The following is a 16,622-nucleotide window of genomic DNA, read 5'->3' as shown; positions in this document are numbered from 1 at the left end:
GCATTGACAGGCGCAGCTCTGGCAGCGCACGAATGACCGATGTCCTTCACGATCGCCATCATCGGCCGGCCCAATGTCGGCAAATCGACGCTGTTCAACCGCCTGGTTGGACAGAAGCTCGCGCTGGTCGATGATCTGCCGGGCGTCACCCGCGACCGCCGCGAGGGTGAGGCCAGGCTCGGCGACCTCCAGTTCACGATCATCGACACCGCCGGCCTCGACGAGGGCGCCAAGGGCTCGCTGACCGCGCGCATGCAGGAGCAGACCGAGACCGCGATCGCGCAAGCCGACGCGCTGTTCTTCGTCATCGACGCCCGCATTGGTCTCACACCCACCGATCGCGCCTTCGCCGATTTCGCGCGCAAGGCCAACAAGCCGGTGCTGCTCATCGCCAACAAGAGTGAGGGCAAGCATGGTGATGCCGGCGCGATGGAGGCTTTTGCGCTCGGCCTCGGCGATCCCATCCAGATCTCGGCCGAGCACGGCGAGGGCATGGGCGAGCTCTATGATGCGTTGGCCAAGCTGATGCCGGAGCCCGTCGAGGATGATGAGGACGAGGACGACGAGCCGCTCTCCGAGGAAGAAGCCGCGACGCGCCCGATCCGGGTCGCGATCGTCGGCCGGCCCAATGCCGGCAAGTCGACGCTGATCAACCACCTGCTCGGCGAGGAGCGGCTGCTGACGAGCCCCGAGGCCGGCACCACGCGCGATTCCATCGCGGTCGAGATCAACTGGAAGGGCCGCGATTTTCGCGTGTTCGACACCGCCGGCCTGCGGCGGCGCTCGCGCATCGAGGAGAAGCTGGAAAAGCTCTCGGTTGCGGATGCGCTGCGCGCCGTGCGCTTTGCCGAAGTCGTCGTGCTGATGATGGACACGCAGAACCGCTTCGAGGAGCAGGATCTGCGCATCGCCGATCTGATCGAGCGCGAGGGAAGGGCGGTCGTGCTTGCCGTCAACAAATGGGATCTGATGGAGACCAAGGGCGGCGGCGCGATCTCGGGCCTGCGCCGCGACGCCGACCATTGGTTGCCGCAGCTCAAGGGCGTGCCGATCGTCGCCGTCTCGGGCCTGATGGGTGAGGGCATCGACCGCCTGATGCAGGCGATCCAGGACGCCTATGCGGTCTGGAACAGGCGCGTGCCGACGGCCGCGCTCAATCGCTGGTTCGAGCAGGCGATCCAGGCGAATCCGCCGCCGGCCGTCTCCGGCCGCAGGCTGAAGCTGAACTACATCACCCAGAACAAGGCGCGTCCGCCGAGCTTCGTGCTGTTCTGCTCGCGTGCCGACGCGGTGCCGCAATCCTACTTGCGCTATCTCACCAATTCCATGCGCGAGACCTTCGAGCTGCCGGGCACGCCGGTGCGCATCACCCTGCGCGAGAAGGCCAATCCCTTCGCCCACAAGCGCAAGCGGCCGTCGTGAGCAACGAGGCCGGCGAGGCGCCAGCGGCAAGTGCTGCGCCGGTCCGGCGCGGCGCGGTGGCCTTCATCTTCGTCACCATCCTGCTCGACATGCTCGCGCTCGGCGTGATCATGCCGATCCTGCCGAAGCTGATCGAGAGCTTCGTGGACAACGACACCGCGCATGCGGCGCGCATCTTCGGCCTGTTCGGCACCGCCTGGGCCTTGATGCAGTTCGTGTTCTCGCCCGTCCTCGGCGCGCTGTCCGATCGCTTCGGGCGGCGGCCGGTGGTGCTGCTGTCGAATTTCGGGCTCGCGGCCGACTACGTCTTGATGGCGCTGGCGCCATCGCTTGCGTGGCTGTTCATCGGCCGCGTGATCTCCGGCATCACCTCGGCCAGCATCTCGACCGCCTTTGCCTATATCGCCGACATCACGCCGCCGGAGCGGCGCGCGGCGATCTTCGGCAGGATCGGCGCGGCCTTCGGCGCCGGCTTCATCTTGGGCCCGGCGCTCGGCGGCCTGCTCGGCGATATCGATCCGCGCCTGCCGTTCTGGGCCTCGGCGGCCCTAAGCTTCGCCAATGCTTTGTATGGATTGCTGGTGCTGCCGGAATCGCTGGCGCCGGAAAGACGCGCACCGTTCCGCTGGAAGAGTGCCAGTCCGGTGGGCGCCCTGGGTCTGCTCCGCAGCAACGCGGCACTGGCCGGGCTGTCGATCGTCAATTTCATCGCGCAGGTCGCGCATGTCGTGCTGCCCTCGACCTTCGTGCTCTATGCGACCTATCGCTACGGCTGGGATTCCAAGACGGTCGGGCTGACGCTTGCGATGGTCGGCATCTGCGCCATGGTGGTGCAGGGGCTCGCCATCGGCCCGATCGTGCGCGTGCTCGGCGAGCGAAAGGCCCTGTTGCTGGGCCTGTGCTGTGGTGCAATCGGCTTCGTGGTCCTCGGCGCCGCGCCGACCGGACCGTTATCCTGGCTCGGCATTCCCATTTTGGCGCTGTGGGGCATCTCGGGGGCCGCCTCGCAATCGCTGATGACGCGGCTGGTCGCGCCCGATCAGCAGGGCCAGCTGCAGGGCGCGACCGCAAGCGTGCAGAGCGTGTCGCAGCTCGTCGGCCCGTTCCTGTTCACCCTGACGTTCTCGTATTTCATCGGCGCCAGCGCGCCGCTGCATCTGCCCGGCGCGCCGTTCCTGCTCGCAGCGGTGCTGATGGTGGTGTGCGTGGCGATTGCCGTGCGGACGCTGGGTGGGACTAAGCCGGTCTCGTAGGGTGGGCAAAGCGAAGCGTGCCCACCGCTGCTTGGTCAATTCGCGGAGAGAGGTGGGCACGGCGCCTGGGCGCCTTTGCCCACCCTACGAAAGCGTTGGCTGGTTTATTTCTTCACCAGCGGGCAGTCGCTGTCCTTGAGCGGCTTGGCCGCGTCTTCCGGCGCGATGGTGGCAACCAGCTTGTAATAGTCCCACGGCCCCTTCGACTCCTCGGGCTTCTTCACCTCGAACAGATAGGCCGGGATGAGGCGGCGGCCGTCCTGGCGCAGCGGGCCCTTGCCGAACAGCGGATCGTCGGTCGGCAGCTCCTTCATCTTGGCGACGACCTTGGCGCCGTCATGCGGATTGCTGCCGAGCGCATCCATCGCCTTCAGGTAATGCAGGATCTCGGCATAGAGGCCCGCGACCGTCATCGAGGGCATCGAGCCCTTGGGCGAGACCTTCTGGAAGCGCTTCGACCACTCTCGGGTCTGGTCGTTGAGGTCCCAATAGAAGGACTCGGTGAAGGTCAGGCCCTGCGCGGTCTTCAGGCCGAGCGAGTGCACGTCGTTGATGAACAGCAGCAGCGCGGCGAGCTTCTGACCGCCCGAGACGATGCCGAACTCGGCGGCCTGCTTGATGGCGTTGGTGGTGTCGCCGCCCGCATTGGCAAGGCCGATGATCTTGGCCTTGGAGGACTGCGCCTGGAGCAGGAAGGAGGAGAAGTCCGCAGTGTTGAGCGGATGCTTCACGCCGCCGAGCACCTTGCCGCCGGTCGCCGTGACGACGGAGCCGGTGTCGCGCTCGAGCGCATGGCCGAACGCGTAGTCCGCGGTGAGGAAGAACCAGCTATCGCCGCCGGCCTTGGTCAGCGCCTTGCCGGTGCCGTTGGCGAGCATGTAGGTGTCGTAGGTGAAGGAGATCGTGTTAGGCGTGCAGGCCTTGCCGGTGAGGTCCGCGGTGGCCGCGCCCGAATTGAGCAGCACCGCGTTCTTTTCCTTGACGAGGTTGCTCACCGCGAGCGCAACGCCTGAGCTCGGCGTGTCGGCGATGGCATCGACCTTCTCGGCGTCGATCCATTGCCGGGCGATGTTGACGCCGATGTCGGGCTTGTTCTGGTGATCGCCGGAGAGGACCTCAATGGTCCAGCCCTTGGCCTTCAGGCCGGAATCCTCGACCGCCATTTTCACCGCCGCGACCGAGTTCGGACCGCCGATGTCGGCATAGAGGCTGGACATGTCGTTGAGCACGCCGATCTTGACGGTTTTGTCCTGCGCGTAGGCGGATGTTGCAAAACCGAAGGCGGCACAGGCCAGAAGGGCCGCGGAGCGGCGCGCGAGGGTGGTCGTCATGAAAGGTCTCCTCCATTGTCAAATATGCGAACGGCTCTCTTGCGGAGCCTCTTGTTCCGGCTGATGGCTCTAGCCCGTCCAACGGCCGGCGGCAATGCACCTAAAGCCGGATGGCGCTACGTCATAGAGCATGATCCGGACCCGGAGGGCCGCGTTAGCGCAAAGTGTGAAGCGGTTTCCCGAAAAGATCACGCTCAAATAATACCCTAAAGCGCGATGGCTATTCGCCGCAATCTCATCGCGCATTAGCGTCATCCGTCCGTTAACTTTTGGGAAAAATGCGTTGAGACGCTATTTCAGCGCGTCCGATGCCAGCTTGAATTTCTGAATGCGCTTTCCGGTATCGACCTCGGCGGTATAGGCGTTACCCTCAATCGTGGGCATGCACGTCGAGTCAATCAGGCCGGCGCGCGGAAGCTCATCAAGGTGCGGGTCTTGTAGTCGTAGAACTTGCCGGTCTCGGTCCAGTCGGGTGCGCACAGCGGCACGATGAATTCGGCGACCTGCTCGGGCGTGTCGAGCGTCGCCGGATCCTCGCCCGGCATCAGAGTGGCGCGCATGCGGGTGCGGACCGGGCCGGGATTGAACAAGTTGACGCGCAGAGGGCTGTTCGCGGTCTCCTGCGCCCAGGCGCGCGCCAACGTTTCCAGCGCGGCCTTGGAGGCCGCATAGGGGCTGACATAGGCGGTCGCCTTGTTGGCGGCGCCGGAAGTGATGAACACGGCGCGGCCGGCATCGGACTGCTTCAGCAGCGGCTCCATGCAGCGGATCAGCTGGAAATTCGCGGAGATGTTGACGGCCATCACGTCGTTGAAGGTCTTCAGCTCGATATGGCCGATCGGTGAGGAAGGGCCGAGCACGCCGGCATTGCCGACCAGGATGTCGAGCTTGCCGTAGCGCTCGTGCAGGCCGGCGCCGAGACGCGCGATGCCGTCGGAATCGGTGAGATTGAGCGGCACCAAGGTGGCGCTGCCGCCGATTTTCCGGATCTCGTCATCGAGCTCTTCCAGCCCACCTTGCGTGCGCGCGGTGGCCACGATATGCGCGCCGGCTTTGGCGAGCGCGATCGCAGTGGCATAGCCGATGCCGCGCGAGGCGCCGGTGACGAGAGCGATGCGGTTGGCGAGGGGCTTTGTCATGGCGCTGGTTTTACAGGCGTGGATGGCCGGGACAAGCCCCGATCACGCCGTCATTCCGGGGCGATGCGAAGCATCGAACCCAGAATCTCGAGATCCTCAGGTGCGCAATTGCGCACCATTGTTCGGTCCTCCGGACCGCCCGGAATGGCGCCTTCGCCGTCAGCTCGCCTCGGCCAGCAGCGACAATTGCCGCGGCTGCGGCTCGGTCTGGGTCTGGTCGGTGAGGTGGGTCGGATACGCCCCGGTGAAGCAGTGATCCGAGAACTTCGGATTGGCGGGGTCGCGGCCGGGCTCGCCCATGGCGCGGTACATGCCGTCGATCGACAGGAAGGCGAGCGAGTCGGCGCCGATGATCTCGCGCATCTCCTCGAGTGAATGCGTCGCGGCGAGCAGGCCGCCGCGGTCGGGCAGGTCGATGCCGTAATAATCGGGATAGAGGATCGGCGGCGAAGCGAGGCGGAAATGGACTTCCTTGGCGCCCGCATCGCGCATCATGCGCACGATCTTCTTCGAGGTGGTGCCGCGCACCAGCGAGTCATCGATCAGGATGATGCGCTTGCCCTCGATCGCGGCGCGGTTGGCCGAGTGCTTCATGCGCACGCCGGATTCGCGGATCGCCTGCGTCGGCTGGATGAAGGTGCGGCCGACATAGTGGTTGCGGATGATGCCGAGCTCGAACGGCACGCCGGAATACTGGCTGTAGCCGACCGCGGCCGGCACGCCGGAATCCGGCACCGGCACCACGACGTCGATCGGCACGTGGCTCTCGCGCGCGAGCTGCGCGCCGAAATTCTTGCGCACCTCGTAGACCGAACGGCCGTGGACGATGGAATCCGGTCGCGCGAAGTAGATGTATTCGAAAATGCAGGGGCGTGGCGCCATCGGCGGGAACGGCTTGTGGATGTCCTGGCCGTTCTCGTCGAACACGATGACTTCGCCCGGCTCGATGTCGCGCACGAAGCGCGCGCCGATGATGTCGAGGGCGCAGGTCTCCGAGGTCAGGATCGGGCAGCCGTCGAGCTCGCCGAGCACGAGGGGACGGATGCCGCGCGGATCGCGCGCGCCGACCAGCTTCTTGTTGGTCAGCGAGACCAGCGCATAGGCGCCCTCGATCTCGCGCAGCGCGTCGATATAGCGCTCGATGAAGCGTGCGCGCTTGGAGCGTGCAACCAGGTGCAGGATCACCTCGGTGTCGGTGGTCGACTGCATCATCGCGCCGTGCTTCACGAGCTCGCGGCGCAGCGTCAGGCCGTTGGTGAGATTGCCGTTATGCGCGACCGCAAGGCCGCCGGCATTGAGCTCGGCGAACAGCGGCTGCACGTTGCGCAGGATGGTGGCGCCGGTGGTGGAATAGCGGACATGGCCGACCGCCACGCTGCCGGGCAGGCGGTCGATCACCTCGCGGCGGGAGAAGGTGTCGCCGACGAGGCCGAGGCGGCGTTCTGAGTGGAAGCGGCTGCCGTCGTAGGAGACGATGCCGGCGGCCTCTTGGCCGCGGTGCTGCAGGGCGTGAAGGCCGAGCGCGGTGATGGCGGCCGCATCAGGGTGACCGTAGATGCCGAACACGCCGCATTCCTCGCGCAGCGTATCCCCTTCCAGATCGTCCTGAAGCTCCAGCGCGGCCGGTCCCTCGCCGGCGTTTGGATCGAGATCAAGTTGGGCGTCCTGGTCAGGGTGTCGCATCTCGTCCGCGCCTCTCTTTAGGGCTCTATCAACGCGCCGCAGGTTTCTCGATCAGCTTCTTCATGCCGTCACGAGCCGATTTACTGTATCCGTCGCCGCTGCCCGAAGGCTGCTGCTCGGATTCAGCTTGATCATCATCTGGTTTGTTTTTCTTGAATCTCTTCAAGATGGTGTTCTCGGGGTCGTCAGGCAAGAGGGCCATCAGCCAATCGCCGGTTCCCTGGAGCACGACGCGGGACTTGGCCCCGGTGACCCAGTCCGGGCGCTGCTTGTCCGGAACCAGCCAGGTGAAGAACAGGAAGGCGACCACGACGATCAAAAGCCCGCGAGCCAGCCCAAACAGAAAGCCGAGGGTGCGATCCAGCGCGCCGATCCGCGAATCCAGGATCATGTCGGAGATCCGGACCGTGATCACGGACACCACGACCAGGGTGCCGACGAACACGCCGGCCACCACGACCACGCTCGCGACCGTGTCGTTGTTGAAATAGGTCTTGGCGGTCGGCAGCAGCTTCGAGAACGAGTACAGCGTCACGATCGCCGCCGCGCCCCAGGCCGCGATCGACAGGATTTCGCGCATGAAGCCGCGGACCATGGCGAGCAGGCCCGAGATCAGCATCACACCGAGCAGGATCAGGTCGAGGAGTGTAACTGGCATCGGCTGGTCTGGTCCGCTCGTACTCTCAAAGGCGCTCAGCGAATCGGTGTTTGGCCGCTGCCCTAAAAGAAGGGCAGACGGCGTTCCCGGCAAGGCCGCAACTACGCAATCCCATGCTGCTTTTGTGACGGCTGTATAGCGGCGAGGGCCTCCGGCGTCACCTCCGCCTAGCCCTCTCCACGGCGGAATCTTGCCGGTGTGGCATTTTTCTCTGCCGGCGGGGTCGATTCGCCCCGGCGAGAGCCGCGTGCGGCGATCTCGGCCACCAATGTCGTCAGGCTGTTCACCGCGTTGAGCGACAATCCGGCATCGCCGCCGGGCTCGCCCCGTGCCGATTCGGGCAGCACGGCGCGCTGGAAGCCCAGTTTTGCCGCTTCCTTCAGCCGGGCCGGGGTCTGCGCCACCGGGCGCACCACGCCTGAGAGCGAGATCTCGCCGAAATAGACGGCATCAGTCGGTAACTGCGCATTAACCAGGGAGGACACCAGCGCCGCGGCAGCAGCGAGATCAGCCGCCGGCTCGTGGATGCGCAGGCCGCCCGCGACGTTCAGGTAGACGTCGTGGCCGGACAGCTTGACCCCGCAATGGGCCTCCAGCACCGCCAGCACCATCGAGAGCCGGCTCGGATCCCAGCCGACCACGGCCCGGCGCGGGGTACCGAGCGAGGTCGGGGCCACCAATGCCTGCAATTCGACCAGCACGGGCCTTGTGCCTTCGATGCCGGCAAAGACCGCGGTGCCGGGCGTGCCGAGATCGCGCTCGGACAGGAACAATTCGGAGGGGTTGGTAACCTCGCGCAGGCCAAGGCCCGTCATCTCGAACACGCCGATCTCGTCGGTCGGGCCGAAGCGGTTCTTGACGGCACGGAGGATGCGGAATTGCTGCGAGCCTTCGCCTTCGAACGACATCACCGCGTCGACCATGTGCTCGACCACGCGGGGACCTGCGATCTGGCCGTCCTTGGTGACGTGGCCGACCAGGATGATGGCTGCCCCCGTCTTCTTGGCGAAGCGGATCAGCGCCTGCGCCGAGGCGCGCACCTGCGTCACCGTGCCGGGCGCGGACTCCACCGTGTCGGTCCACATGGTCTGGATCGAGTCGATCACGATCAGCCGGGGCACCGCGCCCTCCGACAGGGTCGAGACGATGTCCTCGACCGAGGTCTCGGCGGCGAGCTGCACCGGTGCGTCCGACAGCCCGAGCCGCTCGGCGCGCAGGCGCACTTGGGCGACCGCCTCTTCGCCGGAGATGTAGACGACGCGGTGGCCGCCACGGGCCAGCAGGCTGGTCGCCTGCGTCAGCAGCGTCGACTTGCCGATGCCGGGATCGCCGCCGACCAGCAGCACCGAGCCGCGGACGAAGCCGCCGCCGGTGACGCGGTCGAGCTCGGTCATGCCGGAGGACAGGCGCGGCGCATCCGGGCTCTTGCCGGCGAGGCTCTCCAGCGCAAACGTCCGGCCCTTGCGCTTGGAGCGGATCGACACCGGCACGCTGCCGCTGGTGTCTTCTTCCGCAAGCGTATTCCACTCGCCGCAGGACTCGCACTTGCCCTGCCAGCGATTGTAGGCCGCGCCGCAGTTCTGGCAGACGAAGGAAAGCGTGGATTTGGCCATGGAGGTGAGTCGTTGCTGCGTTCGGGGTGCTTAGCACGATCAGAGATGGGAGCGCCAAGCGTTCCACGCTACCGTGCTTTCGGCAATTCGTCCTTGCGCTTGCACAATACGTATGGCTTCCCGTCGATCTTGATCGTGCCGTTCGCGCCTGGCGCCAGCTTGATCGTGACCTTGCTGCCGTTCACGCCCTTGTTGTAGTCGTCCCAGAATTCGAAGCAGGTGGCGGACAGGACGAGGCGGTCGCCGGCCGGCGTCTGGCGGTCGATGCGGCAGTGATTTTCGTACCGGTCGACCAGTGGGGCCGGCTTGCCCTTGATGACGTTGTCGAGGTCGATCATCGTCTTGCTGTCCGGGACCTCCCTGTCGCGGCAATCCTTTTCCGTCGAGGCCCACAGGCCGTCGAACGGTTGCGCGGCGAATGCCGGCTGTGTTGCGAAGAGGACGATGCCCGCGGCGGTGATCATGAGAACGGTGCTCATGCACTGGTGTCCTTTACCCGGATGGACGCACTCAGAACGCATTGAACAGCATCGTCAAGCCTGCCGCGAGCATGATGCCGTCCATCAGCAGCCGAAACATCTCCGGCCTCAGATGCAGCACGAAGCGCTTGGCGACGAATGCCCCAAGCATCAGCGATGAGCCCGCGATCAATCCCTTCAGGGCGACGTCGGTGGTCAGCGCCCCGAAGCGTTCGAATGTCACCGACTTGCTGAGGTAAAGCCCCAGCGATGAGGCCGCTTCGGTGGCGAGGAAGGCACCCTTGGACAGGCCATAGAACAGGAACAGCGGCACGCTGAGCGGGCCGGTCGAGACCACGATGCCGGTGAGATAGCCGATCACCGCGCCGCCGATCGCGAGATGCCAGAGATTGGCCTTGAGATCGTGCCGCGCCAGCCAGTGCCGCACCGGCACCATCGCGATCAGGAAGATGCCGATGGTGAGATCGACGGCATGCGAGGGCAGCGCCAGCAATGTCCGCGCGCCGAGCGCGGCCGCCGGAATGCCCGTGACCGAATAGGCCGCACAGGCCCGCCAATCGACCTCGCGCCACCACGCCAAGATTCGGGAAAAATTCGCCATCACGGACGCCACTGCCATGATCGGCACGGCCTCCTTCGGCCCATAGGCATAGACCAGCACCGGCATCAGCATGATCGACGAGCCGGTGCCGACGATGCCGGAAATGGTGCCGGCGATGAGGCCGACGCTGAGGACGAAGAGAAAGGCCAAGGCGGTCTCCACGAATCGGGAGAGTTTAGCCGCGGGCCGCGACGCCAGCGATGCGTTCTACGCGAGGGAACCTATTGCGCTGCGCATCGGCATGCCGGTCTGCGCGCCGGCCTTGAGGCAGTTCAATGCGGCCGCTTCGCAGCTCACCGCGAGCGCGCGTTGCAGCGCTACGCCCTCGCTCAGCATGGCCGCAAACGCGCCGACGAAGGTGTCGCCGGCGCCGGTCGTGTCCACTGGCGTGATGCGCCGCGAGGAGGCGCGCAGGCGGGCGCCGTCGGCCGTCACGGCCAGCGCGCCTTGCGCACCGGCAGTCACGATGCAGGTGAGACTGCCGGCCTTGGCGAGATCCGCGGCGGCGGTTTCGTAGCTGGCCGTCCCAAGGTCGATGGCCATGGCGGCGTCGATCGCCTCGTGCTCGTTGACGAGGAGATAGTCGGTCACGGCGAGAAGATCCGTGAGCGTCTCGCGGGTCATCTTCTCCGGGACCGGTGCGAGATTCCAGATGACGGTGCCGGAGGCCGAATTCGTCCGGCGCGCCGCTTCCAGCGCCTCTGTGAACGGGACCTCCATCTGGAGCACGAGCACCGTGTCGGGACTGAAGAGCTCGGCTGGCAGGTCACCGGCGCTGGCAGTCAAGTTGGCGCCGCTGGCCACCGTGATCGCATTCTCGCCGGACTGATCGACCGTGATGAAGGCACAGCCGGTCGGCTCGTCGGCCCTGATGACGAGATCCGCGTCGATGCCGTTCGTCCGGAGATTCTCGATCGCGCTGTCGCCAAATTGGTCCCGGCCGACACGGCCTGCCATCCGGACTCGTCCTGCTCCAGCGATCCGCGCGGCGGCGACGGCCTGGTTGGCGCCCTTGCCGCCGAAATGCGTCTGGTAGGACGAGGCGAGCACTGTCCGGCCGGGGCCCGGAATGATCGGGACCTGCGCCACCAGATCGACGTTGAGCGATCCGAACACCAGGATCATGGCGGGACGTCAGCCTTGCTCGTCCATGACGCGCAGCTTCTCGACGCGGCGGCGGAAATCCTCGTCGGTGGAGAATTCGGCGGAGAGGTAGGACGAGACGAGATCCACGGCGAGCCAGGCGCCGACGATCTGCGCGCCGATGCACATGACATTCACATCATCATGCTCGACGCTCTGATGCGCGGAATGGACGTCGTGGCAGACCGCGGCGCGGATGCCCTTCATCTTGTTGGCGGCGATCGAGGCGCCGACGCCGGTGCCGCACACCATGATGCCGCGCGCGGCTTCGCCCGACGTCACCTTGTGCGCCACGGCGCGCGCGATGTCGGGAAAATCCACCGGCTTGTCGTCATAGGAGCCGACGTCGATGATGTCGTGGCCGAGCTTGCGGATGTGGTCGATGACGGTCTGCTTGAGCGGCCAGCCGGCGTGGTCGGATCCGATGACGAGACGCATATGATGTCCTTCTTGATCTTGCATTGACCGTGACAGCCGCGTGCGGCTGCCACGGTTGTCCGTTCGGTTTCAGCTGCGCATGTCGGGCGGCAGCTCGACCCCGTGGAATTTCTTGTAGATCGCGTTCAGCTTGCCGTTTTTGACGTTCTCGGTGATCCAGGCGTTGAGCTTGTCCATCAAAGGCTGCTCGCCCTTCTTCAGGCCGATGGCGAGGTCGAAGGTCGCCAGCGGAATCCTGGACTCGAAGACGCGCGTGGGGTTCTTGACGCCGATCTGGTTGATGATCGTCGCGGACGAGCCGACGCAGTCGACCTGGCCGGACACGGCCGCCGTGACCATGGTGGCGTCGTCGTCATAGCGGGCGATCTTGAGATCCTTGTCCTTCATATTGGACAGGGTGGTGTCCTGCGTGGTGCCGCGCGAGACGCCGATCGACTTGTCCTTCAGGTCGGCCCAATCCTTCACGGTCGATGATTTCAGGCAGCCGACATCGGATTGCAGCGTCGCGTAGCGCTTTGTGAAGTCGATCACCTTGGCGCGCTCCGCCGTCACCGACAGGGTCGAGACGATGATGTCGGCCTTGCCGGTCAGGACGTTGGGGATGCGGGTCGCGCCGGTGGTCTGGATGAATTCCAGCTCGAGCCCCCAGTCCTTGGCGAGCAGCTGCGCGACTTCGACGTCCGAGCCGGTCGGCTTCATGCTGGAATCCATCATGCCCGAGGGCGGGATGGCAAGGTCGGTCGAGATGCGGATCTTCTTGGCCTTCATGATGTCGTCGAGCAGGTCGGCCGAGGCCGGCGTCGCCGCCATCATGATGAGGCCGCACAACGCGGCGGCGGTCCACAAAAGTCTCTTGTTGGTCATCCTTGGTTCTCCTCTCCCTGTTATGATTTGAGGTTTCCCGTCCCCACGAATTGCGTGAGTTCGGGCGTGGTCGGCGACGTCAGGATCGAGGCGGATCCGGTCTCGTGGACCTTGCCGCGATGCATGAAGACGATCCGGTCGGCGATGCCTTTGGCAAAACCCATCTCGTGGGTGACCATCACCATGGTCATGCCGTCGGCCGCGAGCTGTTCGATCACCTTCAGCACCTCGCCCGTGAGCTCGGGATCGAGCGCGGAGGTGACCTCGTCGAAGAGCATGACCTTGGGCTGCATCGCCAGCGAGCGGGCGATCGCGGCGCGCTGCTGCTGGCCGCCGGAGAGCTGCTCGGGATAGGCGTGCAGCTTCTCCTCGAGCCCGACCTGCGCCAGCACTTTTCGCGCGAGGTCTTTGGCGTGCGAGCTTGCCATGCCCTTCACCGCGCAGGGCGCGAGCGTGATGTTCTGCTCGATCGTGAGATGCGGAAACAGGTTGTAGCTCTGGAACACGATGCCGACGTCCTGGCGCAGCGCGCGCAAGTTCACGTCGGGACGGTCGACGCGATGTCCGCAGACGACGATCTCGCCGCCGTCGACCTTCTCGAAACGGTCGATGCAGCGCAGCGCCGTGCTCTTGCCGGAGCCGGAGCGGCCGATCAGCGCCAGCACCTCGCCGCGTTCGACGGCAAAGGAAACGCCATCGAGCACCCGGAGCGGGCCGAAGCTCTTCTGCACGTTGCGGAGCGACACGATGGAGTCGGAGGAGGGGTTCTGCTGCATGTCAGGCCGTTGCGAGGTTGGACCTGCCACGCCCCATCCGCCGTTCCAGCCTCTGGCTGAACAGCGACAGCGGATAGCACATGGCGAAATAGGTAACGGCGATGATGGCGTAGATGGCGAACGGCTCGAACAGCGAGTTGTTGACGATCTGGCCGGAACGCATCAGCTCGACGAAGCCGACGACGGAGGCGAGCGAGGTGTTCTTGATGATCTGCACCATGAAGCCGACGGTCGGCGGCGTCGCGATGCGGATCGCCTGCGGCAGGATCACCTTCATCATGCGCTGGGTCCGGCTCAGCGCCAGGCCCTCGGCGGCCTCCCATTGCGGCTTCGGCACGGACTGGATGCAGCCGCGCCAGATCTCGCCGAGATAGGCGGCGACATAGAGCGTCAGCGAGGCGCCGGCAGCGACGAGCGGCGAGACCTTGAGGCCGATGGCGGCGAGGCCGAAATAGCCGAGGAACAGGATGACGAGCAGCGGCGTGCCCTGGATGAGCTGGACATAGACGGCGCTGGCGATCCGCACAGCTTTGAGCGGCGAGATCCGCGCCAGCGCGATCGCGAATCCGACGATGCCGCCGCCGATCAGCGCGATCAGCGATAGTCCAATGGTCCACAGCGCGCCCTGGCCGAGGAACATCAGATGGTTGATGTTGAGATGTCCGCCCATGGTCATCTCACAATGGCGTGCCGAGCCGGCGCCGGCGCGGAAACAGTATGAGGCCGAGACCCCAGAAGCCGGCACGCATCACCAGCGACAGGATGACGTAGAGCACCGCGACGATGATGTAGGTCTCGAACGCGCGATACGTGTCCGACTGGATGTAGTTGGCGACCGCGGTGAGCTCCTCGGCCGAGATCTGCGAGCAGACCGAGGAGGCCAGCATCAAGAGCACGAACTGGCTGGTGAGTGCGGGATAGACCTTCTCGACCGCCGGCAGCAGGATGATGTGCCAGTAGATCTGTAGGCGCGACAGCGCCAGCCCCTCGGCCGCCTCGATCTGTCCGCGCGGGATCGCCTCGAAGCCGGCGCGCATGATCTCGGCGGTGTAGGCGCCGACATTGATCGTCAGCGCGGCCACGGCCACGGTGAAGGCGGAGTATTTCAGGCCAAGGCTGGCGAGGCCGAAATAGACCAGGAAGATCTGCACCAGGAGCGGGGTGTTGCGGATGGTCTCGACATAGACCTTGCAGGCGCCCGCGATCAGCGCGTTGTGCGTGCCGCGTCCGACCGCCGCGAGGGTGCCGAGCAGGGCGCCGAGCACGGTCGCGAAGAACGCCAACTCCAACGTGAGCACGGCGCCGGCCAGGAAACTCGGCCAACGCTCCAGCACTGCGGGAAAGTCGAGTTGGAGGCTCATCGTGTCAGATTCAGCCGGTTGTCTGGTTGGTCATGCGGTCATAGACGCGGAACAGCGCCTGATTGCCGTTGCTGCCCTCGCCATGGGCGCGCGCATCGACATATTGGCTGGTGACGAGCGCGGTGCCGGGCAGCGGCACGTTGAGCGCCTGCGCGTGCTCCTGCACGAGGCGGAGGTCCTTCAGCATGAGATCGATGCGGAAGCCGGCGCCGACGTCGCCCGCGATCATGGACGGGCCGAGCTTGTCCAGCATCCACGAGGCCGCCGAGCCGCCGAGCAACACCCGGCGCAGCAGATTGAGATCGACGCCCGAGGCGCGACCGAGCGCGAGCGCCTCGCAGATCGCCTGGATGTTGATGCCGCAGATCAGCTGATTGCAGAGCTTGACGCTCTGGCCGGCGCCGGATGCGCCGACATGCGTGATCGTCGTGCCCATCGCACGGAAGAACGGCTCGGCTTTGGAAAAGCCTTCGGCATCGCCGCCGGCCATGATCGAGAGCGCGGCGTTCTTGGCGCCCACCGGACCGCCCGAGACCGGCGCGTCGATGAAGCCGACGCCGGCCTTTTGCAGATCGGCATGGATACGGCGGACGGCAACCGGCGAGATCGTGCTCATGTCGACGATCAGCTTGCCGGGCGGAGGGGACTTCAGCAGGCCGTGCTCGCCGTAAATCGTCGCCTCGACGTGAGGCGTGTCGGGCAGCATGGTGATGACGATGTCGGCGCCTTGCGCGGCATCGGCGGAGTTCTTAGCACGGATCGCACCTTCCTTGACGCTGTCCGTCACCGCGGCTTCGTTCAGATCGAAAACGCGGACCACGTGGCCGGCCACCAGGAGGTTGCGCACCATCTCCCGTCCCATCGTGCCGATGCCGATGAAGCCGACATTGCCGTTGCCGTTCCGTCCCATGTTGTCAGTCCGTTTCTTGATGGTTTCTTGTTGGAATGGCCTGCCGCGATCAGCGTGAGGCGCTGGTCTTGTCGACGTCGCCGACGACGGCACGCCTGCGGTATTCGTCGCCGATGGCAAAATGCTTGCGCAGCGTCGCATCCGCCCGCTCCGGATCGCGCGCGATGACGGCTTCGAAGATGCGGCGGTGGTCTTCGATCAGATAGGTCTTCATCGACGGGAAGGCCTGCACCAGCTCGCGGCGGCTGCGATGCGAATGCGTCAGCAGACCCGCCATCGAAGAGTGCAGCACCGCCAGCGTCTCCGAATGCGAGGCGACCACGATGGCGCGATGGAAGTCGAAATCGGCCATGCCGCCGGCGTCGGCTTCGTCGATGGTCTCGCCGATCTTGGCGAGGGCACGCTGCAGGCGCTCGAAATCGGCAATGTTGGCGCGCTCGCAGGCGAGCCGGATGGCCTGGCATTCGATCGCGACGCGCGCCTGCATGACGTCGTCGAGCATGTCGGCCTGCTGGGCCAGCGCGAAGGTGAAGAAGTCGTTCAGCACCGAGACGTCCGGCCGCGTCACCACGGTGCCGATGCGGTCGCGGATCTCGACGATGCCGAGCACGGTGAGGGCGCGCAGCGCCTCGCGCACGATCGGCCGGCTGACACCGAGCAGGGTGGCGAGCTCGCGTTCCGAGATCAGGCGGTCGCCCGGCTTGAGCGAGCCCGCAAGCAGGCGTTCGCGCAAGAAGGCGAACACCTTCTCGAACCCTTTTTCGCCTTCGGCGGTCCGCTTGAGCTCCATCCCGGTCTCTTGGTCTGATCTTGGTCAGACCAATATGCTGACCAAGGCATGGAGGTCAAGAGGCTCGGCTCTCAACCCGGGTCGAAATCGCGGTTGCTCTGGTTTGCCTAGGCGGGCGCGTGGGCTACGCCGCAGGTCCGGCCCGAGACCACCGGTGCGCT

At 65.6% G+C, this 16,622-nt stretch carries 17 protein-coding genes; 2 read left to right on the top strand and 15 right to left on the bottom strand.

The features are described from left to right. Positions 1-39 precede the first annotated feature (39 nt). Both der and ACVIIV_RS27925 read left to right on the top strand, forming a co-directional pair. Positions 40-1,422 (top strand): ribosome biogenesis GTPase Der, encoded by a 1,383-nt coding sequence (der, locus tag ACVIIV_RS27930; protein WP_456747015.1) that lies wholly within the window; start codon positions 40-42, stop codon positions 1,420-1,422. Then, positions 1,419-2,675, top strand: a complete 1,257-nt coding sequence (locus ACVIIV_RS27925) for a TCR/Tet family MFS transporter (RefSeq protein ID WP_456747014.1) — start codon at positions 1,419-1,421, stop codon at positions 2,673-2,675. The genes der and ACVIIV_RS27925 overlap by 4 nt, the downstream gene beginning before the upstream one ends. Before the next feature lie 104 nt (positions 2,676-2,779). Here ACVIIV_RS27925 and ACVIIV_RS27920 read toward each other — a convergent pair whose 3' ends face one another. The 15 genes from ACVIIV_RS27920 to ACVIIV_RS27850 form a co-directional block, all read right to left on the bottom strand. Then, positions 2,780-4,006, bottom strand: a complete 1,227-nt coding sequence (locus ACVIIV_RS27920; RefSeq protein WP_456747013.1) for an ABC transporter substrate-binding protein — start codon at positions 4,004-4,006, stop codon at positions 2,780-2,782. Positions 4,007-4,404: 398 nt separating this feature from the next. After that, positions 4,405-5,145 carry an SDR family NAD(P)-dependent oxidoreductase gene (locus ACVIIV_RS27915; protein WP_456747012.1) on the bottom strand — a complete coding sequence of 247 codons (741 nt, stop codon included), beginning with the start codon at positions 5,143-5,145 and terminating at the stop codon, positions 4,405-4,407. Positions 5,146-5,304: 159 nt separating this feature from the next. Further along, positions 5,305-6,828, bottom strand: a complete 1,524-nt coding sequence (gene purF / locus ACVIIV_RS27910; protein ID WP_456747011.1) for an amidophosphoribosyltransferase — start codon at positions 6,826-6,828, stop codon at positions 5,305-5,307. 28 nt (positions 6,829-6,856) lie between these two features. Beyond that, positions 6,857-7,486 carry a CvpA family protein gene (locus ACVIIV_RS27905; protein WP_158668178.1) on the bottom strand — a complete coding sequence of 210 codons (630 nt, stop codon included), beginning with the start codon at positions 7,484-7,486 and terminating at the stop codon, positions 6,857-6,859. Positions 7,487-7,653: 167 nt separating this feature from the next. Beyond that, positions 7,654-9,099 carry a DNA repair protein RadA gene (radA, locus tag ACVIIV_RS27900; protein ID WP_456747010.1) on the bottom strand — a complete coding sequence of 482 codons (1,446 nt, stop codon included), beginning with the start codon at positions 9,097-9,099 and terminating at the stop codon, positions 7,654-7,656. Positions 9,100-9,167: 68 nt separating this feature from the next. Continuing rightward, positions 9,168-9,578 (bottom strand): hypothetical protein, encoded by a 411-nt coding sequence (locus ACVIIV_RS27895; RefSeq protein ID WP_456747009.1) that lies wholly within the window; start codon positions 9,576-9,578, stop codon positions 9,168-9,170. Positions 9,579-9,609: 31 nt separating this feature from the next. Then, positions 9,610-10,329, bottom strand: a complete 720-nt coding sequence (locus ACVIIV_RS27890) for a sulfite exporter TauE/SafE family protein (RefSeq protein ID WP_456747008.1) — start codon at positions 10,327-10,329, stop codon at positions 9,610-9,612. A 57-nt stretch (positions 10,330-10,386) separates the two neighbouring features. After that, the gene (locus tag ACVIIV_RS27885) at positions 10,387-11,304 is read right to left on the bottom strand and encodes a ribokinase (protein WP_456747007.1); all 918 of its coding nucleotides are present in this window, start codon (positions 11,302-11,304) and stop codon (positions 10,387-10,389) included. Between the two features lie 9 nt (positions 11,305-11,313). After that, positions 11,314-11,760 carry a ribose 5-phosphate isomerase B gene (rpiB, locus tag ACVIIV_RS27880; protein WP_456747006.1) on the bottom strand — a complete coding sequence of 149 codons (447 nt, stop codon included), beginning with the start codon at positions 11,758-11,760 and terminating at the stop codon, positions 11,314-11,316. A gap of 69 nt (positions 11,761-11,829) precedes the next feature. Further along, positions 11,830-12,624, bottom strand: a complete 795-nt coding sequence (locus tag ACVIIV_RS27875) for a transporter substrate-binding domain-containing protein (protein WP_456747005.1) — start codon at positions 12,622-12,624, stop codon at positions 11,830-11,832. 20 nt (positions 12,625-12,644) lie between these two features. After that, positions 12,645-13,400, bottom strand: a complete 756-nt coding sequence (locus tag ACVIIV_RS27870) for an amino acid ABC transporter ATP-binding protein (RefSeq protein ID WP_456748848.1) — start codon at positions 13,398-13,400, stop codon at positions 12,645-12,647. Position 13,401: 1 nt separating this feature from the next. Continuing rightward, entirely contained in the window at positions 13,402-14,070 is a 669-nt protein-coding gene (locus ACVIIV_RS27865) for an amino acid ABC transporter permease (RefSeq protein WP_456747004.1), read from the bottom strand. Between the two features lie 7 nt (positions 14,071-14,077). After that, positions 14,078-14,761 (bottom strand): amino acid ABC transporter permease, encoded by a 684-nt coding sequence (locus ACVIIV_RS27860; RefSeq protein WP_456747003.1) that lies wholly within the window; start codon positions 14,759-14,761, stop codon positions 14,078-14,080. 10 nt (positions 14,762-14,771) lie between these two features. Then, positions 14,772-15,671: an NAD(P)-dependent oxidoreductase gene (locus ACVIIV_RS27855; protein WP_456747002.1), complete on the bottom strand. Its 900-nt coding sequence runs from the start codon at positions 15,669-15,671 to the stop codon at positions 14,772-14,774. Between the two features lie 49 nt (positions 15,672-15,720). After that, a complete protein-coding gene (locus ACVIIV_RS27850) occupies positions 15,721-16,461 on the bottom strand; it encodes a FadR/GntR family transcriptional regulator (protein ID WP_456747001.1) in 741 nt (246 codons plus the stop codon). Positions 16,462-16,622: the final 161 nt, after the last annotated feature.

Source organism: Bradyrhizobium sp. USDA 4354 (assembly GCF_054060315.1).
This window is presented reverse-complemented; position numbering and strand designations above follow the sequence as displayed.

Bases quoted from the DNA above. Each gene is read 5' to 3' on its own strand.
- ACVIIV_RS27920 (WP_456747013.1), bottom strand. From the start codon at position 4,006: ATGACGACCACCCTCGCGCGCCGCTCCGCGGCCCTTCTGGCCTGTGCC.
- ACVIIV_RS27885 (WP_456747007.1), bottom strand. From the start codon at position 11,304: ATGATCCTGGTGTTCGGATCGCTCAACGTCGATCTGGTGGCGCAGGTC.
- ACVIIV_RS27905 (WP_158668178.1), bottom strand. From the start codon at position 7,486: ATGCCAGTTACACTCCTCGACCTGATCCTGCTCGGTGTGATGCTGATC.
- ACVIIV_RS27860 (WP_456747003.1), bottom strand. From the start codon at position 14,761: ATGAGCCTCCAACTCGACTTTCCCGCAGTGCTGGAGCGTTGGCCGAGT.
- ACVIIV_RS27850 (WP_456747001.1), bottom strand. From the start codon at position 16,461: ATGGAGCTCAAGCGGACCGCCGAAGGCGAAAAAGGGTTCGAGAAGGTG.
- rpiB (WP_456747006.1), bottom strand. From the start codon at position 11,760: ATGCGTCTCGTCATCGGATCCGACCACGCCGGCTGGCCGCTCAAGCAG.
- ACVIIV_RS27875 (WP_456747005.1), bottom strand. From the start codon at position 12,624: ATGACCAACAAGAGACTTTTGTGGACCGCCGCCGCGTTGTGCGGCCTC.
- der (WP_456747015.1), top strand. From the start codon at position 40: ATGTCCTTCACGATCGCCATCATCGGCCGGCCCAATGTCGGCAAATCG.
- purF (WP_456747011.1), bottom strand. From the start codon at position 6,828: ATGCGACACCCTGACCAGGACGCCCAACTTGATCTCGATCCAAACGCC.
- ACVIIV_RS27915 (WP_456747012.1), bottom strand. From the start codon at position 5,145: ATGACAAAGCCCCTCGCCAACCGCATCGCTCTCGTCACCGGCGCCTCG.
- ACVIIV_RS27865 (WP_456747004.1), bottom strand. From the start codon at position 14,070: ATGGGCGGACATCTCAACATCAACCATCTGATGTTCCTCGGCCAGGGC.
- ACVIIV_RS27855 (WP_456747002.1), bottom strand. From the start codon at position 15,671: ATGGGACGGAACGGCAACGGCAATGTCGGCTTCATCGGCATCGGCACG.
- ACVIIV_RS27870 (WP_456748848.1), bottom strand. From the start codon at position 13,400: ATGCAGCAGAACCCCTCCTCCGACTCCATCGTGTCGCTCCGCAACGTG.
- radA (WP_456747010.1), bottom strand. From the start codon at position 9,099: ATGGCCAAATCCACGCTTTCCTTCGTCTGCCAGAACTGCGGCGCGGCC.
- ACVIIV_RS27895 (WP_456747009.1), bottom strand. From the start codon at position 9,578: ATGAGCACCGTTCTCATGATCACCGCCGCGGGCATCGTCCTCTTCGCA.